The organism is Brevibacillus borstelensis (assembly GCF_037834415.1).
GTDB classification, from domain to species: domain Bacteria; phylum Bacillota; class Bacilli; order Brevibacillales; family Brevibacillaceae; genus Brevibacillus; species Brevibacillus borstelensis_A.
Map to the genome: position 1 here is coordinate 150,287 of NZ_JAUMSJ010000003.1, position 24,792 is coordinate 175,078.

Sequence of the window (24,792 nt, forward strand, 5' to 3'; positions counted from 1 at the left end):
CTTCTGGCAAGCCTGTCTGTTTTTTTCCTTACATTTCCCCTTCGCTGCCATCCGCGTTGAAATAGCGCATGGAAAAATCGGCAGCGTCTGACCGTTCCATCCACATGCACCCGTCAGCTTCCAGCGCCGTTTCCCGTTTGCACAGCTGACGGGCGATTGTTCCGAGCTCTTTGCCCTCCCATTTCCCTTGCCGATTGTCCATAATCAAAAAATCGTTCCCGCAGCCGTGCATTTTTGCGAAAGAAAAGCAAACGCTCACGGCTTTCCATGAATTTTCGACACTCATGCTTTGCTCATCCACCCTTTGCCCTCAAGGATGCGAGAAACGAGCATGCTGGCGACCGTATCTCCCGTGGCGTTGACCATCGTGGCCGGCGGGTCGACCAGCGTCCCGATCATCGCGACGATCGGCAGCGCTTCGGGCGGAAAGCCGTACATCGTGACAATCAGCATTTCACCGATAAAGCCGCCGCCCGGAACGCCTGACATGACCACGCCGCTCAGGACTGCGATGACAATGGCCGTCACGTATGTCTCAAATCCGTGAAACGGCATTTGAAACAAGCCAAACAGGAACGAAATTTTCAAAATGGCGCTTAGGCACGAACCGTCCATGTGGGCGGTGGCCCCGAGCGGAATGACGATCTCGCGAATGTCCTTTGGCACGCCGAGACGGGCCGTCGCTTCCAGATTGACCGGAATGGTCGCGACGCTGCTCGATGTCGCAAGCGAAGTGACGGCAGGCGAAACGGCTGCCCGCCAGAACAAGCCCGGACCGCCCTTCCCTGCTGCCATGTACGCGTACAAAGAAAAGAAAAGGAAGAAATACAAGATGGCAATCGGATAGTAAACCGACATCGCCTGAGCGTACGAGCCTAGCAGTTCCGGCCCGAATACGCCGACAAGCGTGGCAAAGTAGGCGCCAAGCCCGATCGGAGCATAGTACATCAGCAATTTGATCAGCTTGATCATGACGTCCGACAAAAGGGAGAGGCTATCTGCTGCTTTCCTCCCTTTTTCGCCAGTGAGACTTACCGCCAGCCCGAATAACATGGAAAATACGATGAGTGCCAGCATGTTTTTGCGCGACAGCAGATCGCTGAAATTGGGCACGGTAAAAGCGTTCACAAACTGCTCTCCGGTGTGCAGCGGCTTCAGCTCGTCCGGCGCTTTAAGCTCGATCTGAACACCCTCTGCCGGCGGAAATAGCGAAACGCCGACGATCATCAGCACAGAGGAAAGGATGCCCGTAGCCACAAAGACAGCCAGCATCACTCCCAGAATTTTGCCCAGCCGCTTCAGGTTGGCGATGCTGGCGACCGCGCTGCTGATGTTGACAAAGACTAGCGGCACGACGATCGTGAACATCAGGTTGATAAAAATGTCTCCGAGAGGTTTGAGCACATCCGCCTTCGGCCCGGTGAGCCAGCCTACTACGCCGCCAATGAAGATCGCTGTCAACAAAACGATGGGATACCGGTAAGCTTCCCACACCCGATTTTTCCCAGATTCTTCCATGCCATTTCACCCCTTATTGGACTTGTGAAGAGTTGTCTTCTTAAATATACGGGGAGATATTACATACATTTCTGAAAATTAATTACAAGTATGCATTGGCTGATCGAAGCCCGGCGGAGAATTGCTTTTCCCCCGGCTTTTGGCTCGAATGTTCCCGCCTGACAAAAAAACCTCTCTCGACTGGAAATATCCTTTCCATCGAGAGAGGCTGATTACTCGCCGAGCGGCCGCGGATTGTAGCTGGAGCCGGTCCAGTCGGTCAACTCGCCGACTGCCTTCCACAGCTCTGGATAAAACTCGTACCGGACCCCCTTCTGCAGAGCCTGGGCAGGAATCCCCTTGAGGCTGTTTGTCGCAAGGCCGATCATTCGCCGCACCAGCTGCAGATGGTGGTAACGAAAGCTTTGAAAGCCTTCGTCAAACTGAATCAGCTCCTGCATCAGGCAGTACAAGGCGTGATGTGCCCCAGGCTCTTTGTGTACGTCCAGAGGTGACAGACCCTTTTCGCCCAGAAGCCTTTCAAACGGTTCCCAAAGCGTCGGGCCAAACGAAAGGATTTGATTGAATCCCGGCGAATCCTGTCCGCTGCCCCTGCCCAGCGCGAGCCGAATCGTATGGTAATCCAGCGGACTGATGACTTTGACCATCGCAAAGATTTCAGGCAGATGCTTTATGTGCAGATTGACACGGCGCAGCTGTTCGCTTGCCTTGTCGGGCTCCCCGGCGGCCATCGCCGCTTTGGCCGTATGCAAGTATTGCATGACGAGTTTGAAATGAAGCTCCGCAATCTGGTGAACCACCTGAAACGTCAGCTCATCCGCACACGCCAGTTGATCTTCACGCTTTTGCAACCCGAGCAGTTCCTCTGTCCGAATGTATTTCTCGTAATCCGACAGTTCTCTGGTCAACGGCCTTTCCTCCCTTTTTCAAGTAACCGCGAGCCGCATGGCCAACCCATCGGGCCCCAAGCTGCTCATTCGTCTCCCGGCTTTAGACGGCGAAGCACGGCGCGAACGGGACTTCCGTCCGCTTGGGCGAGCGGCAGCGGAAGCGCTATCAGCTCGTAATCTCCCGGCTCCACGTGATCGAGGAGCAGGCCCTCCAATATGTGAATATCCCGCTTGTGCAAGCCGTGATGGGCCGGCAGCTCCTTGCTGTCCAGCGGATCGACCGACGGGACATCGACACCGATCAAGCGAATCCCCCGCTCCGCCAAAAGGGAAGCCAAATCCGATCGGAGATGGCAGATTTCGGAAGGAAAGCGCGCCAGATCCGTCCACGAGCCAGTGCGGAGCAAAAGCCGCGTCACGCCTGCCAGATCGAGCCCCTTGAGATCGTCGGCGCCGATGCTCTTTTTCCCCGATACATCCAGAACCCTCGCCGGGCCGATGTAAATTTCGATCGGCAAGTCAAGAATTTTTCTCCCGTCATCGTCAAAGTGATACGGGGCATCTGCGTGTGTACCTGTGTGAAGACTCATCGTCAGCTTGCCTACATTGACGGAGCCGCTTTCGGCTTTCGGCCAGCTCACTTCGTAGAGAAGCGGCGTATCTCCAGGCCAGGTAGGGGCGCCGGAAGCGAGCGGACGCGATATATCTATCAAATCCATCTTCCCTGCAGCTCCTTTTTCGCTATTCGGGCAACTGTCATATGCCTCAGGCAACCACGCCGCGCTTGTTTTCGTATCGTTCATACGTCCGCTCCTCCATGATCCGCTTCAGGATTTGTACGGCACGCCATACATCATGGTATGAGGTATACAGGGCTACCGGTGCCAGGCGAATCACGTTTGGAGCCCGAAAGTCCGGAATCACGCCGTTTTCTTTCAAAGCCTTGCAGATCCGGGCTGCTTCCGGGTGCTCCAGGCAGACATGGCCCCCTCTTCGCGCATCGCCAGGTGGATTGCCGATGGCAAAGCCGTGGCCAGAAAGCTCGACGGCAAGAAGCTCCATCAAATAGCCCGTCTGCCGCAACGACTTCTGGCGAATCCGGTCAATCCCCGCCTCTTCGAACATGGACAGCGCTCCGAACAGCGGCGCCATGCTCAAAATATGCGGCGTCCCGATCTGGTACGCTCCGGCGGTCTGCGCTGGTAAAAAGCTCAGCTCCATATCAAACTGTTTTCCTTTATCCGATCCGAACCAGCCGGCCAAGCCCGGCAATCGCCCGAAGTGCCTGCGGTTTACATACAGTGCCCCAACACTGCCAGGCCCTCCATTGAGGTACTTGTAGCTGCACCAGAAGGCAAAGTCGACGTCCCATTCGCTGAACCAATGCGGAATCGCCCCGACTGAATGGCAGCCGTCAAAACCGATCATAATCCCCCGCTTATGGGCTTCCTCTGTCAAACGAGGGATATCGAGGAGCTGTCCGCTTCGATACAAAACGGTGGGAAGGACGATCAAGGCGATCTCTTCATTCATGCAAGCGATCAGATCGTCTTCCTCCAGGAAGCGTCCATCGCGGCTGGCTGTCAGGAGCAGATGCTCATCCGGATCGAACCCCCTGAGCCTGAGCTGGCTCTGCAGCGCATAAATATCGGAGGGAAAGGTAAGCTCATCGGCGAGAATTTTCGTCCGGTTCCCCTCAGGCTGATAAAAGGTAGACACCAGCTGATGGAGATTGAGCGTCGTGGAACCGCTTACAATCACTTCCTCGGCATCAGCTCCGACAAGTGGCGCCAGGCAAGCACCCAGCCGCTCCGCCTGATAAAACCACGGCCGTTCCCCTTGGGTCCAGCCGTCGATCCCCATCCGTTTCCAGTCGTTCAGCGCGTCCAGCAAGGATCGTTCGGCTCGGACTGACAACATCCCAAGCGAGTTCCCATCCAGATAAATGCCCCCATCCGGCAGGTAAAACTCTTCGCGAAAACGGGCCAAGTCATCTCCATTGTCCAGCTCCAGGGCATATTCCTCGGTAGACAAAAACGGTGATTCCTTCAAAGGAAAACCTCCTTCGCATCGGTTGTTAGCACAAGATTACAGAAAAGTTGACATAGTGTCAATATTTAGAAATGAACGACTGCAAACGCTGTCTCCCTTCCTTTTTCCCATTTTTCCCTGTATCCTAGTAGATAAAGGAGGAGCCGGGCAGTGGAAGAGACAAAGATTGTAACGGATGGCCGCCATTTACGTTCGCTGCAGACGCGGCTCAAGCTGCTGGAAGCAGCCAAGGAAGTATTTCGCGAGGAAGGCTTCCACAAAGCGACCATCTCCCAGATCATCAAGCGGGCAAAAACAGGCTACGGCACTGCCTATGTCCACTTTACAGGCAAGGATGACCTCCTCATTGTCCTGATGGAGGACGTGATGACGGCATTTTACAGCATCGCGGAGCAGCCCTTTACCCCCGCCTCCCGCGCGGAAGCCGAGCAGCTCATCTTGCAGCAGACGACCGCATTTTTACGCATGGCTGAGTCTGAGCGCAAAATGCTCCGGGTGTTCGGTGAGGCGATCGGCGTCTCGGTCTCCGCACAGCAAAAATGGGCCGAAATTCGGGAGCGTTTTATCAACAGAATTGCCCAGGACATCGCCTATTCCCAGCAGCACGGCTTGGCGCGCACCGGACTGATGCCGGAACTGGTCGCACGCGGCTGGTTTTACTCGCATGAAATGTACCTCTGGGAAATCGTTCGGAGCGATCATCAGGCTCCGCTGGATGAGATCGCGAAAACATTGGCGGCCATCTACACGGGCGGATTGTATTCATAAGCAGCGCAAAAAGAGACTTGCGGTCCGGTTGCTGACGGACAAGTCTCTTTTTTCCGGCACTTTGTATTATTGCCCGGCTTGACGTTTTTCCATTTTCATTGGGGGTTATTCATGAAAAGGAAGCGAATCACCCGATTTTTCCTGTTGTTTTCGCTGCTTTTGTCGATCATCGTTTTGCACGCAGCCTACAGCATCTGGTCCTTTGCCTCTGTCCGCCATTGGGGGAAAACAGATGCGGCCCTCGTCCTCGGAGCAGCCGTCTGGGATTCGCAGCCTTCCCCTGTTTTTCGGGAACGGATCGATCACGCCATTTGGCTCTACCAAAACGGGTATGTAGGAGGAATCCTGTTTACAGGCGGCAAGAGCGCGGACAGCCCCGAGGCGGAATCGGAGGTGGCCCGCGACTACGCCATCAAGCATGGGGTACATCCTGCGGACATCCTCGCGGAGGACCGTTCCACCATTACGGAAGAGAACCTTTCCTACGCCCTTGAGGTTGCCCGGTCCGCAAACTGGCACAGCTTCACGATAGTCAGCGACCCGCTGCACATGAAACGCTCTATGGCCATGGCCCACGACCTGGGGATGGAAGCATACTCCTCGCCAACCCCCACATCAGCCTATCAGAGTCTAAAAACAAAGGCTCCTTTTTTTCTTCGCGAGCTCTTCTATTACCTCGGCTATCAAGCGAACAAGCCGATCAGATGGCTGGGGCTTTACCGATAGCCGCCCAATTTTCGCACTCCCCGGTAAATAAGCGGAGAAACCCATGTGTAAATGCAGAAAGGAATGTAGACCATCGCGAGAATTTCCCCAGCCGTGTTCCAGTCTAGTCTGCTGCATAGAAACAAAGCTCCAATGAAACAAATCCACCAGATGACCGGCCCACCTGTTTTGTGCAGCAGCCGATTGGGCAAAAAGACCGGGTGGATGATCTCGTCGATTTCTTCGATCGCTTGCAAGAGCTGTTTATTGCCGGGGTCCATCAAATAGGCCTGCCGGTAACACTCTCGGGCTTCCCGATAATGTCCCCGATCCAGGGCGGCCAGGCCCATTTTCAGCAGCTTGTCAACATCGCTTCCGGCGATTTCATTGTACTTTCGGATCGTTTCCTGCTGTGCCTCGACCTCATCGTACGCCCGCAAAAAATGGTAGTGGTAGTGCAGGACGACTTCGCTTTCCGGATCGATCCGCATGGCTTCGGCCATCAACAGCTTCGCCTTTTCCTCGTAGCCGGTGACCAGCATCAAGTACGCGTACTGGGCCAGCAAATCGCCGTCCTGCGGATTGTGTGACAGGCCGGTCAGAAAGAATTCTTCCGCTTCGGCGTACGCTCCCTTTGCCTTGCAAATGATGCCGAGGAGCGAGTATACCTCTTCCCCGAAGTAGCCGACGCGCAAAGCCTCGCGGGCAAACGTCTCGGCTTCGTCCAGTTGGTCCAGTTTAAATGAGCAATAGGCCACGAAGAACAGCAGCTGACCGTCTTCCTGACTCCTCGCCAAAAACGGCATGAATTTCTCCTTTGCCTGTTCATAGCGCCCCATCTGGTACAAATGCATGGCTTCCTGCCAGGCAACGTTGTTCTCATCCCTGATCAAAGACATCGTGAATCCCCTTCCCCATCGTCACCAGCCAACTGTCGAATATGATTCCCGCCACCACGGCAAGCAGTCCCCACGCAAAGATCGGTTTGTCCTCGCCGTTGATCACGGAATGCAGCTTGTAGCGCTTGCGTTGCGCGTATCGATAGATAGCTGCCAGCGCGACGCCCATGATGCGCGAAATAAGCGCTACGCTTTCGGCTCCCGTCCAGGCGACGTAACCGAGCTTCAATGTGCAGAGAAGCAAACTGACTCCGAGCAGGATGGCGATCATTTGCTTGCTGCATCGCAGCCAGATCGCATTTCTCGTACCCAGAATCATGACGGGCAGCACGCCGCCGAAAAAGCCAAGATAAAAAAAACGATCAATGTCGTAGGACTTGGTTACACGTATCTCTCCATTCTTCAAAGAAGGCTGTAAAAGCTCCCGGTTCAACAATTGTCACTCCAATCCCGATTGTGAAAACACCACTAATCTTACTAGCATACCAAGTATTGTCAAGAATTGAAAAACAAAAAAAGTGCCCCGTCTGAGTCTACGAGACTTTGGGCACTTTCTGCGCTGAAGCTCTTCTGTCAGGCGGTCAATAAGACTCCTCCCGCTTCGCGTCCATAATCCGCTGCTGGAGATCATCGCCTCTCTTGTCCGTGGCGCCTTGTCATTTGTCCTATTTCAAAGGAAATCCCTGCTGCCTTAAAAAGTCGCCCAGATGCTGGCGACGCGGTTTCTTCAAATAGTCGGCCATCTGCCTGGTCCAGCCTTCCGTAAGCTCTCCCTTTGTTCTGCGGCTGTAATATTCGGCGGAAATCGCTTCGTACTCCTCCAGCGCTGCCGGCAAGTGTTCCGTCCGATACTCCTCTTCGTGGATGACCGCGCGCTGGGGCAGTCTCGGCTTTTGCTCCACATCCTGATCGGGATATCCCAGGCACATCCCCATGATCGGCGCGGTGAGTTCAGGCAGCTGGAGCAGGCGGGCAACATCCTCCGGCTGGTTGCGGATCCCGCCGATCATCACTCCGCCCAGACCGTGGGAACGCGCGGCGACCAGAGCGTTTTCCGCCGCCAACGCCGTATCGACCGCCGCTACCAGCATATTTTCCACCTCATCCGCCAAAAGCTCGGTTCCACGCATGTCACAGGTCAGCTTCAACCGATAAAAATCAGCGCAGAACACCAGAAAGACAGGGCAGGTCTCTACCCATTTCTGTCCTCCGCAAAGCTGGGCCAGCTGTTTTTTCTTCTCCGCAGAGCGAACGACAATGATGCTGTAGGCTTGCACGTTGTGCGAGGATGGGGCCCACTGGGCGCACGCCAAAACATCCTCCAGCACTTCTTCCGGGATCGGTTTGTCTATGTACTTGCGGATGGAGCGGTGCGATTGGATCAATCTGGTTACATCTGTCTGCATCGTATGCCTCCTTCAGTTGGTAACGACTGTTAGAATCAAGTTTTTCATCCCATTTGGCTTGCGGACTCGTTTTCCCAAGAAACCTGATACCACTATTATAGCTTGTCAGCCCCACTTTTCGTCAGAACGGCAAAAAAGCCGCGGAAAAAAATCCGCAGCTTTTTTGAACAAGTGCGAGTATCGACGTACGAAGCTTACTTGCGCTCAGCATCTTTGGCTTCCGCAGGATCAGGAAGCGAAAAAGGTTCTCGGCGATTTTCGCCAATCGGCGAGGATCGCTTCCTGTTCAGCTGTTATGACTCCGTTCTCTCTGGCGGCTTCCAGCAATGCCGTATAGTTGGACAAGGTGGTCACGCCAATGCCTGCCTCCGCAAACAGGGCTGCAGCGTCGGGGAATTGGTAGCTGAAAATCGCGATCACGCCAAGCACTTCGGCGCCTTCCTCCAATACAGCCTGGGCAGCTTTCAGCGAGCTTCCGCCTGTCGAGATCAAGTCTTCGATGACGACTACTTTTTGACCTTTGGCGAGGGCTCCCTCGATTTGATTTTGACGGCCGTGTCCTTTCGCCTTATCCCGTACATAGATCATCGGCAGATCAAGAATTTCCGCCACCCATGCGGCATGCGGGATGCCTGCGGTCGCCGTTCCCGCGATCACTTCCGCTTGCGGGTACTGCTCGCGGATCACTTTGGCAAAAGCCTGCGCGATTTGGCGGCGAACAGACGGATGGGACATCGTGATCCGGTTGTCGCAATAAATCGGAGACTTGATCCCCGACGTCCAGGTGAACGGTTGATCCGGCCGCAGATGCACGGCACCGATCTCCAGCAGTTTTCCCGCGATTTCCTTGGCAGTGGTTGTATTTGTCATCATTGTTCTTCCTCCCCCATGCGCGTTAGATACGTGCCGCTTCGGCCTCTTGCACAATGCTCTCCCATGCTTCCGCCGGGTCCGGAGCGCCCGTGACCGCCCGGCCGATGACCAGGTAGTCGCTGCCTAGCTGAAAGGCTTTCTCCGGTGTCGTGATGCGTGTCTGGTCGCCTTTATCCGAGCCAAGCGGGCGTATCCCCGGGGTCACGGTGATAAACGAGCTGCCTGCCGCCTGTTTGATCATGGGGACCTCCAGAGGAGAGGCGACGACCCCGTCCAAGCCCGCTTGCTTCGTCATCATGGCGTAGTGAGCGACCACATCCTCGACGTTCCCGGGAATAGCCAACTCCTGGTTCATCGTCGCTTTCCCCGTGGATGTCAGCATTGTGACAGCGATCAACAACGGGCGGGAAGCACCCGCCGGCGTTCCCTGCTCCAGACCTTCCCGCGCTGCCGCCATCATCAGCGTACCGCCAGCGGCATGGACGTTGACCATGTCCACCCCGTGACGGGCCAGGCTTCTCATCGCTCCTTTGGCCGTGTTGGGAATGTCGTGCACCTTCAAGTCGAGGAAAACTTTGAGGCCCTTCTCTTTCAGAAAGTGAACGATTGCCGGACCTTCAGCGTACGCCAGCTCCATTCCCACCTTGACATAGCGAACCCGTCCATCCAGTCGGTCCAGACATTGTTTCACTTCATCCACAGTGGAAAAATCCAGCGCTACGATCATCCGCTCGCGAACATCTGTTGGTTGTGATTGCACACTGCTCTCCTCTTTTCTATCCCGTTTCATTCAAGCTCATCTTTTCCCTTACATGGTTACCGCGACTTGAGCGCCCGAGCGCTGCGCAGGCATCGCCTCCGTAGAGAAGGTGATCGTCTCCAGTACGTGCAGCAGAGCCGTCGCCGTATCCAGCGAGGTGAGACATACCGCTCCGTTTTCCACCGCTTCGCGCCTGATGCGGAATCCGTCACGCTGCGGCGTCTTCCCTTTTGTCAGAGTGTTCAGGACGATATTGGCTTCCCCTCGGTGAATCATGTCCAAGAGGTTGGGGGTGCCCTCTGACAATTTGTTTACGCGGGTGACAGGGAGGCCTGCCTGCTCCAGATAGTCAGCCGTCCCTGCCGTTGCCAGCAGTTTGAACCCGAGCATGCGGAAGCGTTTGACGATCTCCAGCGCTTCCTCTTTATCCTTGTCGGCCACGGTAACCAGCAGGGAGCCGTGAGTCGGGATGTTCATGCCCGCAGCCACCAGCCCTTTGTAAAGCGCTTTGGCCAGTGTGCTTTCACGCCCCATGACTTCCCCTGTCGATTTCATCTCCGGTCCGAGCGTGATGTCCACCCGGCGCAGCTTGGCGAAGGAGAAGACAGGCACTTTGACCGAAACCATCGCTTCTTCCGGATGGTAGCCTGGTGTAAAGCCTTGCTCCACGATCGAGTGGCCGAGGATTGCCTTTGTCGCGATATTGGCCATCGGAATGCCGGTTACTTTGGAGAGAAACGGCACGGTTCTCGACGATCTCGGATTGACTTCGATCACGTACGGCCGGTTTTTGTAGATGACAAACTGGATGTTGAGCAATCCCTTGATTTGCAGCGCACGCGCCAGCTTGGTCGTCATCTCGATCAATTCCTGCTTGATGGCGTCTGTCAGAGACTGCGGCGGATAGACCGCGATAGAGTCACCGGAGTGGACCCCAGCGCGTTCGATGTGCTCCATAATTCCCGGGATCAGGACGTTTTCGCCGTCACAGATCCCGTCGACTTCCGCTTCCGTGCCTACCATGTAGCGGTCGACCAGCACCGGGTGGTCAGGGTTTACCTTTACGGCCTTTTCCATGTACTCCAGCAGCTCGTCATTGTTGTAGACAATCTCCATCGCGCGTCCCCCCAGCACGTAAGAGGGGCGTACCAGTACCGGGAAGCCGAGCTGCTTTGCTGCCACGACCGCCTCTTGCACCGAGGTGACCGTCTTTCCGGGCGGCTGGGCGATGTTCAGATTGCGCAGGAGAGCTTCGAACTTCTCCCGGTTTTCTGCCGCGTCAATGTTCTCCAGGCTGGTGCCCAGAATTTTGATCCCCTGTGCCGCCAGCTTGTCTGCCAGATTGATCGCTGTCTGACCGCCGAACTGGACGATCACGCCTTCCGGCTTCTCTGCATCGATGATGTTCATCACGTCTTCGATGTACAGCGGTTCAAAGTAGAGCCGGTCCGATGTGTTGAAGTCGGTGGAGACCGTCTCCGGGTTGTTGTTGATGATGACCGCTTCGTAGCCCGCTTCCTGCAGCGCCCATACAGCGTGCACGGTCGCGTAGTCAAACTCGATCCCCTGTCCGATGCGGATCGGACCCGAGCCCAGCACGATTACCCGCTTTTTGCCGGTCTCGATGCGCTCATCCTCTACTTCGTAGCTGGAGTAGTAGTAAGGCGTTTGCGCCTCAAACTCAGCCGCGCAGGTGTCCACCATTTTAAAGACTGGCGTAAACCCGTGCTGCTTTCTGAGAGCGCGAACAGCGTCTTCGGTTTGGCCCGCAAGCTCGGCGATTTTCCTGTCCGTAAATCCGAGGCGCTTTGCCTGGTACAGCTTTTCTTCATTCAACCCTTGAGCCAGCTCCGTTTCAAAAGCCACCAGCTTGTGGAATTTGTGCAGGAAGAAGAAGTCGATTTTGGTCAGCTCGTGAAGCCTCTCGAGGCTCCATCCCCGGCGCAGCGCCTCAGCCAGCAGAAACAGCCGCTCGTCGTCGGCAAAGATCAGGCGAGCAGTCAGCTCCTCCTCGTCAATCGCCGATGCGCCTTTTATCTCCAGGTGATACGTTCCCACTTCCAGCGACCGGATCGCCTTCATGATCGATTCCTCGAACGTCCGCCCGATCGCCATCACTTCTCCCGTCGCTTTCATCTGGGTTCCCAGCTTGCGGTTGGCCGACTGAAACTTGTCAAACGGCCAGCGCGGGATTTTGCTCACGACATAGTCGAGTGTCGGCTCGAAACAAGCGTACGTTTGTCCGGTAACCGGATTGCGCAGCTCATCCAGGGTGTAGCCGATCGCGATCTTTGCCGCCATCTTGGCGATCGGATAGCCGGTCGCTTTGGAGGCCAGTGCCGAAGAACGGCTGACGCGCGGGTTTACCTCGATCACGTAATACTGGAAGCTGTACGGGTCAAGCGCATACTGCACATTGCAGCCGCCTTCGATGCCCAGCGCGCGAATGATGTTCAGCGCAGAAGAGCGGAGCATTTGGTACTCGCGGTCCGACAACGTCTGGCTGGGAGCGACGACGATGGAATCTCCCGTATGCACGCCTACCGGGTCGATATTTTCCATATTGCAGACCACGATGCAGTTGTCATTGGCGTCGCGCATCACTTCGTACTCGATTTCCTTCATGCCGGCGATGCTTTTCTCGATCAGGCATTGCGTAATCGGCGAGTATTTCAAACCGCTGGCGACAATCTCGCGAAGGCTCTCCTCGTCCCCGCAAATGCCTCCGCCGGTGCCTCCCAGCGTGTAGGCCGGACGGACGATGATCGGATAGCCGATCTCGTTAGCAAAATCGACAGCCTCCTCGACCGTGCTGACGATCGTCGAATCCGGCACAGGCTCGCCGAGCTCCTTCATCAGCGCGCGGAAAAGCTCGCGGTCTTCCGCTTGTTTGATGGAATCCAGATTGGTGCCGAGGAGCTTGACGTTTTCCGCTTCCAGCACCCCTGCTTCCGCAAGGGCTACCGCCATGTTCAGGCCGGTCTGTCCGCCGAGCGTCGGCAAGAGGCCGTCCGGCTTTTCCTGCCGGATGACACGGGTAACAAACTCCAGCGTGATCGGCTCGATATACACCTTGTCTGCCATGTTGGTATCCGTCATGATGGTGGCCGGGTTGGAGTTGATCAGCACAACCTCCATACCCTCCTCTTTCAGAGCCTGGCAAGCCTGCGTACCCGCATAGTCAAACTCTGCCGCCTGCCCGATTACGATGGGCCCGGAACCGATGACCAGGATTTTTTTCAAATCAGCGTGTTTTGGCATGCGAACTCTCCTCCTTGGCATTTTCCATCATCTCGATAAAGCGGTCGAACAGATAACCCGAGTCGTACGGGCCCGGCGCTGCCTCCGGATGGTACTGGACCGAGAAAGCCCGCTTTGCGGCAAAGCTCAGCCCTTCCACTGTTCCGTCATTGAGAGCCGTATGCGTAACCGTAAGACCCGTGCCCGCGATCGACTCTTCCTTCACTGCATAGCTGTGGTTTTGCGAGGTGATATACGTGCGTCCCGTGGCTAGTTCCTTGACCGGATGATTGCCTCCGCGATGTCCGAATTTCATCTTCATCGTGTCCGCTCCCGAGGCGAGCGCGAACAGCTGGTGGCCCAGACAAATTCCGAAGACCGGGTATTCTCCGAGTATTTCGCTGATCATCCGAATCGCCTGCGGGACGTCTTTCGGATCGCCGGGACCGTTGGAGAGCAGGATTCCGTCCGGCTGCAAGCGGCGAATTTCCGCGGCTGTCACGTTGTAAGGAACGACGACCACGTCGCACTGACGCTTGGTCAGCTCGCGCAGGATGCCGTGCTTTGCGCCGAAATCGACCAGCACCACGCGATGTCCCGTTCCCGGACAGCTGAATACGCTTTTGGTTGACACGCGGGCCACCTGATCGGTCATGAGCGGAGCGCTGCGCAGCGAACCCAGCAGTTCGGAAAGCGGAGCGTCGCTCGTAGTGATGAGTCCTTTCATCGTCCCGTGGTACCGGATTTTGCGAGTCAGCATCCGCGTGTCCACGCCGGCGATTCCCGGAATGTCGTACGCTTTGAGCAGTTCGTCGAGTGTGCTGGTGTTTCGCCAATTGCTCGGTTCGTCGCAGTGCTCTCTGACCACGAATCCGTGAATGTACGGGCGAACGGCTTCGAAGTCATCGCGGTTGATCCCGTAGTTTCCGATCAGCGGGTAGGTCATCGTCACGATTTGTCCACAGTAGGAAGGATCAGACAAGACCTCCTGATAACCCGTAAGGCCCGTGTTGAACACCACTTCACCGTGGGTCTCCGTCACTTTTCCAAACGCCGTGCCGACGCATTCCGTTCCGTCTTCCAAAATCAGTCTCGCTCGCATCTTCGCTCCTCCTTATTTCTGTTCGCGGTATACGATCTTGCCTTCCACCAGGGTTACGACAGGCCATCCCTTGCATTTCCATCCGGCAAACGGCGTGTTTTTGCCTTTGCTCGCAAACGTCTCCGGATTCACTTCTTTTTCCGTATCCAGATCAATCACAGTCAGGTCGGCCGGCGCTTCGATTTCCAGGCGTCCGTATGGCAGCTGGAAGCAGTCAGCCGGTTTTACCGTGAGAAAATCGACCAATTGTTTTAACGTAAGCTCTCCCGTCAGAACGAGGTTTGTGTACAGCAGCGGAAAGGCGGTCTCCAGACCGACGATGCCAAAGGGCGCGCGTTCCAGCCCGTTTGCTTTTTCCTCTGCCGTATGCGGGGCGTGATCCGTCGCGATGATGTCGATCGTGCCATCCTTCAGACCCGCGATCAGCGCCGCCCGGTCGTCCCGGGACCTCAGCGGCGGATTCATTTTCCAGTTCGTGTTCAAATCTTCTGGAATGTCTTCATCGCACAGAAGCAGATGATGCGGCGTTACCTCGCAGGTGACGTTGACTCCGGAGCGTTTTCCGTCGCGAACCAGCCGCACGGATTCCTTGGCGCTGATGTGGCAGACGTGATAGTGTACGCCTGTCTGTTCAGCAAGCAGAATGTCGCGTCCCACATGGATCGACTCGGACTCCGACGGGATTCCGGGCAGTCCGTGGCGGGCGGCCACAACTCCGTCGTGCAGCGCGCCGCCCGGAGGCAGGAGCGTGTCGTCCTCGCAGTGGGCCACGATGGAGAGGCCCAAGGCTGTCGCTTCCTGCATCGCTTTTTTCATCATGCCGGCCGATTGCACCCCTACGCCGTCGTCTGTGAGAGCAAAAATCCCCGCTTCTTTCAATCCGGCAAAATCGGTCAGCTCCTTGCCCAGCTGGCGGATCGTAATCGCGCCGTAAGGCAGGACGCGGGCGGTACCGGCATCGCGCGACTTATCGAGGATGTAGCGGACTGTCTCCACGCTGTCGATGGAGGGACGGGTATTCGGCATGCAGGCGATGGTCGTAAATCCGCCTCGCACAGCCGCGTTTGCGCCTGTCGCGATCGTTTCCTTCTGTTCCAGACCCGGCTCGCGAAGGTGAACGTGCACATCGATGAAGCCGGCGGAAATGAGGCCTCCTTTGCAATCGATCCACTCGTGTCCGTCTCTGTCGATCCTCTCCGAAATCGCCGCGATCCGTCCGTCAGTGACCAGCACTTCGGCCGGGACCAGCTCTCCAGTCCGATTGATCAGTTTGCCGTTGCCAAGGATGATTCCCATTTCGCTTCGCTCCCTTTCAGTAATGTTTCCATGACGGCCATGCGTGCCGCTACGCCGTTTGTCACCTGTTTGTGGATCAGCGACCGCTCGCAGTCGACCAGATCCGTGTGAATCTCCACTCCGCGGTTCACCGGGGCAGGGTGCATAATCACCGCTCCCGGCTTCATCATGCGGGCTCTCTCCAGGGTGAGGCCGTGCGCCTGGTGATACTCTTCCTTGGAGATGAACAGCGAAGACGTGTGCCGCTCCAGTTGGACGCGGAGCATCATGACCACATCAGCCGTCTTGACTGCTTCGTCGATTTCGACGATTTTGACCCCGCCAGGTACAAGCTGGGGTTGCGGCATCATGCTGGATGGTCCCGCGAGCAGCAGCTGCGCTCCCATTTTCGGCAGGGCGCGCAGATGCGAACCGAGCACGCGGCTGTGTCGCAAATCGCCGATGATTGCGACACTCAACCCTTCGATTTTGCCAAATTGCTGCTGCATGGTCAGCAAATCGAGCAGGCACTGCGTCGGGTGTTCGTTCGTACCGTCTCCTGCGTTGATCAGCTGGAGCTCCACCCGATCTGCCAGCTCTTCGAACAATCCGTCCTTGCGAGTCCGGATGACAGCCGCTTCCACGCCCATCGCTTCCAGCGTTCGAACCGTATCCAGGATCGTTTCCCCTTTTACCGTGGAGGAGGTCTCCGGTATGAAGTTCAGCACATGGGCACCGAGCCGCTTCTGGGCTACCTCAAAAGAGAATCTGGTCCGCGTACTCGCTTCAAAGAACAGGTTGGCGACGAAGCGTCCTCGTAAAACCTCCGATTGTTCTCCCGGTCTCTTTGCCCAGAAATCCGCACGCTCCAAAAGGCTGCTGATCGCTTCCTTGGACAAATCCTTGATGCCTGTCAGATGCCGCATGTTACTCATCTCGAACCCCTCCGTTATTTCCGATTTCTCCAAACCGTTTGTAGATGTGTGCAAAAAAAGCTTCTTGCCGAGCTGCCGCGTGAGGCAGGCATAGGCAAGAAGCTTTTCGCTTCGTTCGACAAGCAGGGCAAACAGCGCCCTACTTCCTTGCCAGCCTCACGGGACTTGCGTTAAAGGAACTTGGAACGTGTCAGGATTGCGCTTCGCGGTGAGCTTCCCCCATCGCCGACTCTTTCCCAGGCAGGATCACGTGCAGGATGATCCCGAGGAAGGTAGCGAAGGCGATGTTGTCAATCGTCAGATTGTGCAGGAATGCCTGCCAGAAGGTAGCGCCTTCGAAGCTTATTTTGTAGCCGCCGATCCCGGTTACGAGGATCGCGGCGGAAATGATCATGTTGCGCTTGTTGGCAAAGTCCACTTTGTTTTCTACGAACATGCGCAAGCCTTGGGCAGCGATGATTCCGAACAGGATAATGGAGACACCGCCGAGCACCGGTGTAGGGATCGTCATCAAAAGCGTGCTGATTTTGCCGACGAAGGCGAACAGGATGGCGCAAACGGCAGCCAGTCCGATCACAACGCGGCTGTACACCCGGGTGATCGCGAGAACCCCGATATTTTCGCCGTAGGTCGTCGCTGGCGGTCCGCCGATGAAAGCGGCGAGCGAGGTCGCGATCCCGTCACCCAAAAGGCTGCGGTGCAACCCGGGGTCTTTCATCAGGTCGCGGTCCATGACCTTGCTCGTCACGAGCAGATGGCCCAAGTGCTCCGCCAGTGTCACGAACGCGACCGGCGCGATGATCAGTGCGGCGACCCAGGCGGAAGGACTCCCGATCACAGCGGCGACTTCGCCGAATTTGAAGTGATCCGTAAACATTTCTCCAAAGCGCACAAACCATTTTGCTTCGGCCACTTTGTTCAGGTCGATCAAATCTGGATGGCGCAGCAAGGTGTACACATATCCTGCGATGATCCCGATCAAGATCGGAATCAGGGCGAAAAATCCGCGCAGCATCACTGCCGCAAGAATTGTCACAATCATCGTGACGAGCGAAATCTCGATAGAGGTCAACGATAGCTGCGACTGTCCGTCCACCGTCACTTTGGTCGCCATATCGACAGCGACGACAGACAAGCTCAGTCCGATCACGACGATGACCGAAGCGATCACGACCGGCGGCAGGACCCGGTCCAGCCACTTGACGCCCGCTTTTTTGACGATGGCCGCCACGATGATGTAAACGAGGCCGGAGAGCAGACAGCCGAGCAGCGCAGTGCCGACTCCGTAAGCTTTGCTTACCGTGATGATCGGACCGATGAAGGCAAACGAGGAACCGAGGTAATTCGGTATCTTTCCTTTGGTGATCCAGAGGAACAGGAGCGTCCCGATCCCGCTGGTAAACAGTGCGGTCGCCACGTCCAGCCCCGTCAAAATCGGCACCAGTACGGTCGAGCCAAACATGGCAAACAGGTGCTGAATGCTGAGCGGCAGAAGCCTGGAGATCGGCGGCGTTTCATGCACATCGACAAAGTTTTTTTGGCTCATTTTCTAAAACCCCCTGTACTACGTATATAACGATTCTGTCCAATAAAAAACCTCTTTGCGCAGGCGCAAAGAGGCATACTCCTTCCGTTGGGAGACGGGAAGCAAGTACCTCTTTGCAACCTCACGGGATTGCCTTTTAAAGAGGCTTATTCTGTTAGATCAACTGGCGAATGGTCACCATGTCCATGGCATCCACCTCAGCCAGCTGCACATCGATAATTTCGGTTCGCGCAGTCGGGACGTTCTTTCCTACGAAGTCCGGCCGGATCGGCAGCTCGCGGTGCCCCCGGTCGACCAGTACAGCCAGCTGAATCATGCGCGGACGTCCGTTGTCGATCAGCGCATCCAGAGCCGCTCTCACCGTCCGACCCGTAAAGAGCACATCGTCGACGAGAATCACGGTTTTTCCAGTGATGTCATCGGGCAGCTGGGAGCCGTGGAGCACTGCGTCCTCAGACTTGTGCTGCAAATCATCCCGGTAAAACGTAATGTCCAGCTGTCCGACAGGAACTCTGACATTTTCGATCAGTTCAATCCGCTCGACCAATCGCTCCGCCAGGTAAATTCCTCTCGTCTTGATGCCGACGACGATGCAGTCTTCCACGCCTTTGTTCCGCTCGATAATCTCGTGGGCAATCCGGGTTAAAGCCCGACGGATCGCAGCTTCATCCATAATCACGCTTTTGTTGATCATGCGCATTTCCTCCCCGACTGACAGCTTTGACGCAATTGACGAGATGAAAAAAGCTTCTTGCCGGTTGACAAGAAGCCACAGGGCATGACAGGGGAGGAGCGGCAGATCCCCGTTCCCCTCTGTCTATGCGATTATCCGTGCCCTTGCCAGCCTCACGGGACTGGATTTAAAGGTTCTCGATTCGTCAGAACAAATTATGTCATGAATCGGGGCAGGTGTCAACACTTTTTCATAATCATAAAATCATTTCACTTGGATTGAATCCAGTGAACACTGACCCACGCCGGCAAATAATTGGCATAGTATCCCGGCTCGCCCGTCACATGGCGGATCAGCTCTTTTTCCTGCCCATCGGCAGTGCGCACGTAGACAGAACCATGCTCTGCGCCATCCAGTCGGACAAAGATCAGCTGCTTTCCGTCCGGCGAAGGATTGGGATACGTATCGGCCGTACCCTCGGGTCCCTTGGTGACAGGCTGCGCACGTCCTTGCATGTCCCGCATCCAGATGCGCTGTCCGGGGATGAGCAACTGCTTTGGATCGTAGTTGCCGAGCCACTTTGCATTTTCAAATCCCCGGACAAAGTACAGGATGTCCGCTCCATCCCTGGACCATCGCGGCAAGGCGTCCGCTTGCCCGGGCTGTCCGGCGCGCGTGACAATGCCTTCTTTGCTTGCGAGAGTGAGGTGCTTGTTTTCCGAAGCGATACGCCCGCTCCCATCGATAAAAGCCAGCTGCGAGCTGTCTTTCGACCAGGAGAACCATTCTGGATAGGCCAGCCCCTCCCCGATAGCGACAGGCTTCTGACCCGGCTTGGTCAAGTCAAACAGCTGAATGCTAACACCATCGGCCGACAGAGAGCCCGATGTGACTCGGACGTAGTAGGACACTCGTTTGCCGTCGGGGGACAATGTGAGTCCTTCGGCCGAATAAGGATAGATGCCTTCCTCGACTTTGGGCGGATCCCCCAGCCGATAGGCAGCCAGCTTTTTCCCCGTCAGGTCGGTCAGCTCAAGGGTAATCGGGCGTTCCTTGGCAGCAGGCACAGACAACAGCAGACGCTGTCCCATCGGCATCCAGGCGAAATCCGCGATCTCCCTTTTTTGCTCCCGCAGCTTCTGTACCCGGTCCCCGTCCAGCCTGGCCACGACGAACTCGGGTGAATACGTGCCGTCTGCATGGCCTGTTTGCGCGGATTGAACAATGTACGCAAAGTTCTGTCCATCAGGCGCCCATTTCGGCTGCTCCAGCACCTTGCGCTGATCCACCTGAAAAGCTCCGGTGCCATCTGCTTTCACCGCCCACAGATAATTTCCGGACGAAGCATCAGCAGGTGCTTGGTTGTGCAGGTAGAACAGCCATTTCCCGTTTGGCGACCATCCTGTAATCTCCACCGCGCCGCTTGTTGTAATCTGCTTGGGCTTCGCCTTCGGGTCGCCCCCGTCCAACAGCCATAATTGCGCGTTGCTGGTAAAAGCCACGCTGGCTGGTACGCTCGCCTGAAGGATCCTTTCGGGCGTCTGAATCTGTCCGGCCGCAGTGCCGATCCCGCTGCCCGCAAACAGCATGGCTGCTGCGCAAACGATACCGGATAGGATGGAAACACATTTCCGCATCGAATTTGCCCCCTCATTGTTATTCACTCGTACGACGCATTTCAGCTGTCTTTTGTTACCGTCCTAACAAAAAAACGCCAGGGGAGACGGTTTCTCAATCCCTAGCGTTTTCCAATCGCGTTTCTTTTATGTGGCATTTACACAGAGGCTGGCTCCAGGAGCAAAAAGAGATTGCCGTACAGATCGGCAAAAATGGCTTCGCGCCCGTACATCTGATCACTAGGCTCGGTGACAAAGCGTACTCCCCGTTCGCGGAATGCCGCATACGTCTGGTCAAATTGATCCGTTTCCCACACCCACATCGGATTTTTGCCTACCAGTCCCAGCATTTTCTCCGCCGTCTCCTGATCGTGCCAATGCGTCGGGTCATGCAGCACAATCTCCACATCCTGTCCCGGAAGCCCGATCGTAAGCCACCAGGCTCCCGAGTCCATTTTGGCACTCATTCGCGTTTCAAAGCCAAGCTTTTCCGTGTAGAATTGCAGCGCTTCTTCGCAATCCCTGACGTACAGCGTGACATGGGCCAGTCTTCTCAGCATACCTTTGCCTCCGTTACTGTTTTTGAAAAAGTAAGTCCCTTCCAGCCGCCCGCTTTACGCTTGCCGCAAATAATCGATCACGTCGACCATTTCTTTCGGAAGCGGCGCTTCAAACTGCAGGCGCTCCCCTGTCCGCGGATGGTCAAATCCCAGTGTCTTGGCGTGGAGCGCTTGTCCATCCAGATCAAGCGTATTCTTCGGGCCGTACTTCGGATCGCCTGCCAACGGGTAGCCGATGTATTTCATATGTACGCGGATTTGATGGGTTCTTCCCGTCTCCAGCTTCAACTCAACCAGCGTGTACTCTTTAAAGCGTTCCAGCACGACAAAATGCGTCACAGCGGGCTTGCTGTTTTCAAAGACGACCGCCATCTGCTGCCGGTTTTTCGGGTCCCGGCCGATCGGCGCGTCGATCGTCCCCATTTCATGCGGGATTACCCCGTGGACGATCGCCACGTACTTGCGGTCTACTGTATGCTCCTTCAGCTGGTGGGCAAGCGACAGATGCGCTTTGTCGTTCTTTGCCACCATCAACAGTCCGGACGTGTCCTTGTCGATGCGGTGGACGATGCCCGGTCTGAGGACGCCGTTGATCCCCGACAAATCCTTGCAGTGCGCCAAGAGGCCGTTCACCAGCGTCCCCGAATAGTGTCCCGGCGCCGGATGAACGACGAGGCCGCGCTGTTTATTCACGACTACGAGATCGCTGTCTTCATAAACAATCTCCAGCTCCATCTTCTCCGGCTGGATTTCCATTTCTTTTGGCGGCGGCACCCGCAGCGTCACTTCATCGTCGGCAGACAGCTTGTAGTTGCTTTTGATCGGCTCTCCGTTTACAAAGACCCGGCCTTCCTTGATCCAAGCCTGCACCTGGGACCGTGACCATTCCTCGTTTTGTCCGGTAATAAATTTGTCGATGCGCTCTTTTGCGTCCGATGGCTCCGCCACCCAGTCATACCTTTCAAACAACTCCAAATCGTCCATGATACTCTCCTCTGGTGTAGTCACTCTAGCATCCGTCCCTATCCGTCTATCCATTAAACGGCCTTGCGCTTGCTGTCCAGCAGAACATCGAGCAAAAGCAGCCCCACTCCGATCGTAATCGCCATGTCGGCGACGTTGAAGATCGGAAAGTTGATCACGGTCACATCGACAAAATCGACTACTTTCCCCGTGCTGACGCGGTCAATGAAGTTGCCGATCGCTCCGCCCAAAACCATCGACAGCGCAAGCGACACTCGCGGCTGGGACTTGCCGATCCGAATAAGCGAAATCAAGATTCCGACCACGACCGCGATCGTGATCACGACAAACAGCACGCGTTGATTCGCCAGGATGCCGAAAGCGGCCCCCGTATTGCGATGAGACGTCAAATGTAGCACATCCTGAATCAAGGGAATCGACTGTCCCAGCTCCATATGTTTTACCACCAGAGACTTGGTCCACTGATCAAGCGCAATAATGGCGGCAGCGATGATAAAGTACATGAATGGAAGTCCTCCTTAGTCCGACTACAGACAGCCGCTTAAGATACACGTCAAAATAATATTTTACCATAGGTGGAATCGCTCAACAATGCTGCCCGGCTGCCCCTCAGCCTCGAAGCAGCCGCGACAGCTTTTTGTAATAGCGGTATCCGCGGCGGATTCCTTCCAACAGCCACAGCGGCATTTTCCAGCCGCGGTCCTTGACAAACGGCAGATAAAACCGGTAGTACGCTCTTCGCAGATCCCGCCACTTGCTGTCCGGCTTGTCCCTCTTGTAGTAATCGGATACGTCGATCAGATAGCCGCGGCCGCGATCCATCAAGACGTTTTTGCCGTGTACGTCATGTGGAAATAATCCTTTGGAGCGAGCCTCTTCCAATGCCGCTTCGACATCCTCGATCACCTGGGGAGGGACGGGGATCCCGTAACGAAAGCAATCGTAGAGGGAAATGCCGCGTATCCGCTTCAAAACCAGGTAGCACGGCTCCGCCTGGTAGCATACAGGAAACGAGCGCGTCTCACCCAATTTGCGGTAGACCTCGACCTCTTGTTCCCAACCCGGCCGGCCCGGCGCGTACAGCTTTACGACGACGTCGGGATAATCCGGATGCCCAAATACAGCCGCGTAATTCCCCGTACCGACCAATTCCCACGGATAAGGTGTCGACAAAACGACAACAGGATCATCTGGAGAGCGGCTTTCTATTTTTACCTTTTCCAAAAAAGAGGTTAATACATCCCGATCGATGCGCATGCGTCCACTTCTTTCATGATTAGCAAACTGGCCCTGGGCAAAGATGCTGTAATTTCTCCAGCCCGCTCCGACAGACAAAGCTTTTTGCGCTGATCGAACGAGGCTGGGTGGCTTCCTTTGATTCTAGCAAAACGCCAAAACGATCGGCAACTTGCAAAAAGGCCCTTTCACCAAAAAAAGTGAAAGGGCCGGCGATGATAAACGCTGCTGTTCAGGAAAACCAGTCCCGGATGGCTTCTGTCATTTTGTTTAATGCTCCAACGCTCGCGGCCTCGCAGTAAATCCGTAAAAGCGGCTCCGTTCCGGACGGCCTGATCAGTACCCAGTGCCCCCCTTGAAGCAAAAGCTTGATCCCGTCCATTTTGTTTACGCCCACAACATCATAGGGCCCCACTTTTGCTGGTGTAACGGTCCTGACTTGCTCCAGCAAAGGCGCTTTTTCCGGCAAACGGATGTCCATGCGCGTACTGAACAGTTCGCCAATTTCATCGTACACATCCCGCAGGGTCTGGTCGATTCCCTTCTTCTCCCACGCGCACATCTCCGCCAGCAAAAGGTTGATCAGGATGCCGTCCTTTTCCGGGATGTGGCCCAAAATACTGGCTCCGCCGCTTTCCTCGCCGCCGAGCAGGACCCCGCCGCGCATCATTTGCTCACCGATATGCTTGAATCCGACAGGCGTCTCTACCAGCTCCAGATCATAGCGCTCAGCCAGCCGATCCAATAAGTGAGTAGTGGCCACCGTCCGGACGATTCTTCCGCGCAGCCCCCTGTTTTTTACGAGATGATGGGCGATCAGGACAAGAACGGCATTGGGCGTCAAATACTGGCCAAACCGGTCAACGACGCCAAAGCGGTCCGCATCGCCGTCATTGGCCAGGCCTAACGCCGCTTTTTGCTTGATCACCTCCTGTTTGAGCAAAGAAAGGTGCTGATCCTTCGGCTCGGGCAGCTGTCCGCCGAAAAACGGATCAGCCGTTTCCCGAATCCCGCACGTTTCCACTCCCGCTTCAGCCAGCATCCGACTGACGTAGCCGATCCCGGCACCGTGCATCGGATCGACCACAACGCGCAGACGAGCCTGTTTCAACACGTCAAAATGAATCATGCGGCGGAGATGGGCTTCGTAGTGCGGCCGCAAAACGATCACATCAAGAAGCTTGCGGGATGCAGCCTCCTCAGGGGGGATCGACAGTACTTCCCCCTCATTTTGAATACGACGGATTTCCTCCTCAAGCCTCTCGGTGATCTCCGGCGTCGCCGGCCCCGCGTAATCGGGAATGTACTTGATGCCGTTGTATTCGGGCGGATTATGGCTGGCCGTAATCATGATTGCCCCGCTCACGGCAAAATGTTTGACTCCAAAAGCAACCACAGGAGTGGGGACAGATTCGTTCGCCAAATACGCCCGGATGCCGTTGGCGGCCAGAACGCCAGCAACGGCAAGCGCGAAACGCCTCCCCAGAAACCTGGTGTCATGACCGATGATAATTCCCTGTTCTTCCTGACCGATTCCCTTCGTATAGGCAGCAATGGCTTGGGCCACGACCCGTACATTTTCCATCGTAAACTCGTCAGCCACGATGGCTCGCCAGCCGTCCGTGCCAAAGCGTATTGCAGTCACATTGTCTCACCTCAGCTCTCTTGCTTCATTTTCCTCGGCTCCTTTGTCATGCATCATGGCTTGTAAGGCTGTATCTTTTCTTCCACTAGCATTTTACGCGTCGAATTTC

Annotated in this window: 24 protein-coding genes; 2 read left to right on the top strand and 22 right to left on the bottom strand. The window is 55.9% G+C overall.

Features of this window, described 5'->3' with window-relative positions; translation table 11 throughout:
* Window positions 1-28 precede the first annotated feature (28 nt).
* The 5 genes from Q3F21_RS04310 to kynU all read right to left on the bottom strand — a co-directional run bounded on the left by Q3F21_RS04310 (window position 29) and on the right by kynU (window position 4,460).
* Window positions 29-286: a hypothetical protein gene (locus Q3F21_RS04310; RefSeq protein ID WP_340250238.1), complete on the bottom strand. Its 258-nt coding sequence runs from the start codon at window positions 284-286 to the stop codon at window positions 29-31.
* On the bottom strand, window positions 283-1,518 hold the full coding sequence (locus Q3F21_RS04315) for a dicarboxylate/amino acid:cation symporter (RefSeq protein ID WP_340250239.1): 1,236 nt from the start codon (window positions 1,516-1,518) through the stop codon (window positions 283-285). Before Q3F21_RS04315 ends, Q3F21_RS04310 begins: the two co-directional genes overlap by 4 nt.
* A gap of 212 nt (window positions 1,519-1,730) precedes the next feature.
* Window positions 1,731-2,426 (bottom strand): tryptophan 2,3-dioxygenase family protein, encoded by a 696-nt coding sequence (locus Q3F21_RS04320; protein ID WP_340250240.1) that lies wholly within the window; start codon window positions 2,424-2,426, stop codon window positions 1,731-1,733.
* A 65-nt stretch (window positions 2,427-2,491) separates the two neighbouring features.
* Entirely contained in the window at window positions 2,492-3,127 is a 636-nt protein-coding gene (gene kynB, locus Q3F21_RS04325; RefSeq protein ID WP_340250241.1) for an arylformamidase, read from the bottom strand.
* A gap of 46 nt (window positions 3,128-3,173) precedes the next feature.
* A complete protein-coding gene (kynU, locus tag Q3F21_RS04330; RefSeq protein WP_340250242.1) occupies window positions 3,174-4,460 on the bottom strand; it encodes a kynureninase in 1,287 nt (428 codons plus the stop codon).
* 150 nt (window positions 4,461-4,610) lie between these two features.
* Between kynU and Q3F21_RS04335 the strand changes: the two genes are divergently transcribed.
* Complete coding sequence (locus Q3F21_RS04335) at window positions 4,611-5,228, top strand: TetR/AcrR family transcriptional regulator (protein ID WP_340250243.1); 618 nt, start codon at window positions 4,611-4,613, stop codon at window positions 5,226-5,228.
* A gap of 111 nt (window positions 5,229-5,339) precedes the next feature.
* Window positions 5,340-5,954, top strand: coding sequence for a YdcF family protein (locus Q3F21_RS04340; RefSeq protein WP_340250244.1), 615 nt, complete (start codon window positions 5,340-5,342; stop codon window positions 5,952-5,954).
* On the opposite strand, the gene Q3F21_RS04345 is transcribed toward Q3F21_RS04340, so the two are convergent.
* The 17 genes from Q3F21_RS04345 to Q3F21_RS04425 all read right to left on the bottom strand — a co-directional run bounded on the left by Q3F21_RS04345 (window position 5,945) and on the right by Q3F21_RS04425 (window position 24,683).
* The gene (locus tag Q3F21_RS04345) at window positions 5,945-6,832 is read right to left on the bottom strand and encodes a tetratricopeptide repeat protein (protein ID WP_340250245.1); all 888 of its coding nucleotides are present in this window, start codon (window positions 6,830-6,832) and stop codon (window positions 5,945-5,947) included. The genes Q3F21_RS04340 and Q3F21_RS04345 overlap by 10 nt on opposite strands.
* Complete coding sequence (locus Q3F21_RS04350; RefSeq protein WP_340250246.1) at window positions 6,813-7,265, bottom strand: hypothetical protein; 453 nt, start codon at window positions 7,263-7,265, stop codon at window positions 6,813-6,815. Before Q3F21_RS04350 ends, Q3F21_RS04345 begins: the two co-directional genes overlap by 20 nt.
* A 232-nt stretch (window positions 7,266-7,497) precedes the next feature.
* Window positions 7,498-8,238 (bottom strand): oxygen-insensitive NADPH nitroreductase, encoded by a 741-nt coding sequence (gene nfsA / locus Q3F21_RS04355; RefSeq protein ID WP_340250247.1) that lies wholly within the window; start codon window positions 8,236-8,238, stop codon window positions 7,498-7,500.
* A gap of 228 nt (window positions 8,239-8,466) precedes the next feature.
* Window positions 8,467-9,111 (bottom strand): orotate phosphoribosyltransferase, encoded by a 645-nt coding sequence (gene pyrE / locus Q3F21_RS04360; protein ID WP_425341209.1) that lies wholly within the window; start codon window positions 9,109-9,111, stop codon window positions 8,467-8,469.
* 22 nt (window positions 9,112-9,133) lie between these two features.
* Window positions 9,134-9,901: an orotidine-5'-phosphate decarboxylase gene (pyrF, locus tag Q3F21_RS04365; protein WP_425341210.1), complete on the bottom strand. Its 768-nt coding sequence runs from the start codon at window positions 9,899-9,901 to the stop codon at window positions 9,134-9,136.
* Window positions 9,902-9,919: 18 nt separating this feature from the next.
* Window positions 9,920-13,132, bottom strand: coding sequence for a carbamoyl-phosphate synthase large subunit (carB, locus tag Q3F21_RS04370; protein WP_340250248.1), 3,213 nt, complete (start codon window positions 13,130-13,132; stop codon window positions 9,920-9,922).
* Window positions 13,116-14,213 (bottom strand): carbamoyl phosphate synthase small subunit, encoded by a 1,098-nt coding sequence (locus Q3F21_RS04375; protein WP_340250249.1) that lies wholly within the window; start codon window positions 14,211-14,213, stop codon window positions 13,116-13,118. Before Q3F21_RS04375 ends, carB begins: the two co-directional genes overlap by 17 nt.
* A 12-nt stretch (window positions 14,214-14,225) precedes the next feature.
* On the bottom strand, window positions 14,226-15,509 hold the full coding sequence (locus Q3F21_RS04380; RefSeq protein ID WP_340250250.1) for a dihydroorotase: 1,284 nt from the start codon (window positions 15,507-15,509) through the stop codon (window positions 14,226-14,228).
* Entirely contained in the window at window positions 15,479-16,423 is a 945-nt protein-coding gene (locus tag Q3F21_RS04385; protein ID WP_340250251.1) for an aspartate carbamoyltransferase catalytic subunit, read from the bottom strand. The genes Q3F21_RS04380 and Q3F21_RS04385 overlap by 31 nt, the downstream gene beginning before the upstream one ends.
* 190 nt (window positions 16,424-16,613) lie before the next feature.
* A complete protein-coding gene (locus tag Q3F21_RS04390; protein ID WP_340250252.1) occupies window positions 16,614-17,969 on the bottom strand; it encodes a solute carrier family 23 protein in 1,356 nt (451 codons plus the stop codon).
* A 154-nt stretch (window positions 17,970-18,123) separates the two neighbouring features.
* Window positions 18,124-18,663 (bottom strand): bifunctional pyr operon transcriptional regulator/uracil phosphoribosyltransferase PyrR, encoded by a 540-nt coding sequence (pyrR, locus tag Q3F21_RS04395; protein WP_340250253.1) that lies wholly within the window; start codon window positions 18,661-18,663, stop codon window positions 18,124-18,126.
* A 248-nt stretch (window positions 18,664-18,911) separates the two neighbouring features.
* Window positions 18,912-20,279, bottom strand: a complete 1,368-nt coding sequence (locus Q3F21_RS04400) for a hypothetical protein (protein ID WP_340250254.1) — start codon at window positions 20,277-20,279, stop codon at window positions 18,912-18,914.
* Window positions 20,280-20,416: 137 nt separating this feature from the next.
* Window positions 20,417-20,818, bottom strand: a complete 402-nt coding sequence (locus Q3F21_RS04405; RefSeq protein ID WP_340250255.1) for a VOC family protein — start codon at window positions 20,816-20,818, stop codon at window positions 20,417-20,419.
* Between the two features lie 54 nt (window positions 20,819-20,872).
* Window positions 20,873-21,802, bottom strand: a complete 930-nt coding sequence (locus Q3F21_RS04410) for an RluA family pseudouridine synthase (protein ID WP_340250256.1) — start codon at window positions 21,800-21,802, stop codon at window positions 20,873-20,875.
* 53 nt (window positions 21,803-21,855) lie between these two features.
* Window positions 21,856-22,305: a signal peptidase II gene (gene lspA, locus Q3F21_RS04415; protein ID WP_340250257.1), complete on the bottom strand. Its 450-nt coding sequence runs from the start codon at window positions 22,303-22,305 to the stop codon at window positions 21,856-21,858.
* A gap of 106 nt (window positions 22,306-22,411) precedes the next feature.
* Complete coding sequence (locus tag Q3F21_RS04420; protein ID WP_340250258.1) at window positions 22,412-23,059, bottom strand: serine/threonine protein kinase; 648 nt, start codon at window positions 23,057-23,059, stop codon at window positions 22,412-22,414.
* Window positions 23,060-23,270: 211 nt separating this feature from the next.
* Window positions 23,271-24,683 carry a phosphoglucomutase/phosphomannomutase family protein gene (locus tag Q3F21_RS04425; RefSeq protein ID WP_340250259.1) on the bottom strand — a complete coding sequence of 471 codons (1,413 nt, stop codon included), beginning with the start codon at window positions 24,681-24,683 and terminating at the stop codon, window positions 23,271-23,273.
* Window positions 24,684-24,792: the final 109 nt, after the last annotated feature.

What these genes read in the sequence shown, in the direction of transcription:
- lspA (WP_340250257.1), bottom strand. Translation starts at nt 22,305, where the DNA reads ATGTACTTTATCATCGCTGCCGCCATTATTGCGCTTGATCAGTGGACC.
- Q3F21_RS04380 (WP_340250250.1), bottom strand. Translation starts at nt 15,509, where the DNA reads ATGGGAATCATCCTTGGCAACGGCAAACTGATCAATCGGACTGGAGAG.
- pyrR (WP_340250253.1), bottom strand. Translation starts at nt 18,663, where the DNA reads ATGATCAACAAAAGCGTGATTATGGATGAAGCTGCGATCCGTCGGGCT.
- Q3F21_RS04375 (WP_340250249.1), bottom strand. Translation starts at nt 14,213, where the DNA reads ATGCGAGCGAGACTGATTTTGGAAGACGGAACGGAATGCGTCGGCACG.
- pyrF (WP_425341210.1), bottom strand. Translation starts at nt 9,901, where the DNA reads ATGAAACGGGATAGAAAAGAGGAGAGCAGTGTGCAATCACAACCAACA.
- Q3F21_RS04410 (WP_340250256.1), bottom strand. Translation starts at nt 21,802, where the DNA reads ATGGACGATTTGGAGTTGTTTGAAAGGTATGACTGGGTGGCGGAGCCA.
- pyrE (WP_425341209.1), bottom strand. Translation starts at nt 9,111, where the DNA reads ATGATGACAAATACAACCACTGCCAAGGAAATCGCGGGAAAACTGCTG.
- Q3F21_RS04315 (WP_340250239.1), bottom strand. Translation starts at nt 1,518, where the DNA reads ATGGAAGAATCTGGGAAAAATCGGGTGTGGGAAGCTTACCGGTATCCC.
- Q3F21_RS04420 (WP_340250258.1), bottom strand. Translation starts at nt 23,059, where the DNA reads ATGCGCATCGATCGGGATGTATTAACCTCTTTTTTGGAAAAGGTAAAA.
- Q3F21_RS04400 (WP_340250254.1), bottom strand. Translation starts at nt 20,279, where the DNA reads ATGCGGAAATGTGTTTCCATCCTATCCGGTATCGTTTGCGCAGCAGCC.
- Q3F21_RS04340 (WP_340250244.1), top strand. Translation starts at nt 5,340, where the DNA reads ATGAAAAGGAAGCGAATCACCCGATTTTTCCTGTTGTTTTCGCTGCTT.
- Q3F21_RS04345 (WP_340250245.1), bottom strand. Translation starts at nt 6,832, where the DNA reads ATGTCTTTGATCAGGGATGAGAACAACGTTGCCTGGCAGGAAGCCATG.
- Q3F21_RS04405 (WP_340250255.1), bottom strand. Translation starts at nt 20,818, where the DNA reads ATGCTGAGAAGACTGGCCCATGTCACGCTGTACGTCAGGGATTGCGAA.
- nfsA (WP_340250247.1), bottom strand. Translation starts at nt 8,238, where the DNA reads ATGCAGACAGATGTAACCAGATTGATCCAATCGCACCGCTCCATCCGC.
- Q3F21_RS04310 (WP_340250238.1), bottom strand. Translation starts at nt 286, where the DNA reads ATGAGTGTCGAAAATTCATGGAAAGCCGTGAGCGTTTGCTTTTCTTTC.
- carB (WP_340250248.1), bottom strand. Translation starts at nt 13,132, where the DNA reads ATGCCAAAACACGCTGATTTGAAAAAAATCCTGGTCATCGGTTCCGGG.
- Q3F21_RS04385 (WP_340250251.1), bottom strand. Translation starts at nt 16,423, where the DNA reads ATGAGTAACATGCGGCATCTGACAGGCATCAAGGATTTGTCCAAGGAA.
- Q3F21_RS04390 (WP_340250252.1), bottom strand. Translation starts at nt 17,969, where the DNA reads ATGAGCCAAAAAAACTTTGTCGATGTGCATGAAACGCCGCCGATCTCC.
- kynB (WP_340250241.1), bottom strand. Translation starts at nt 3,127, where the DNA reads ATGGATTTGATAGATATATCGCGTCCGCTCGCTTCCGGCGCCCCTACC.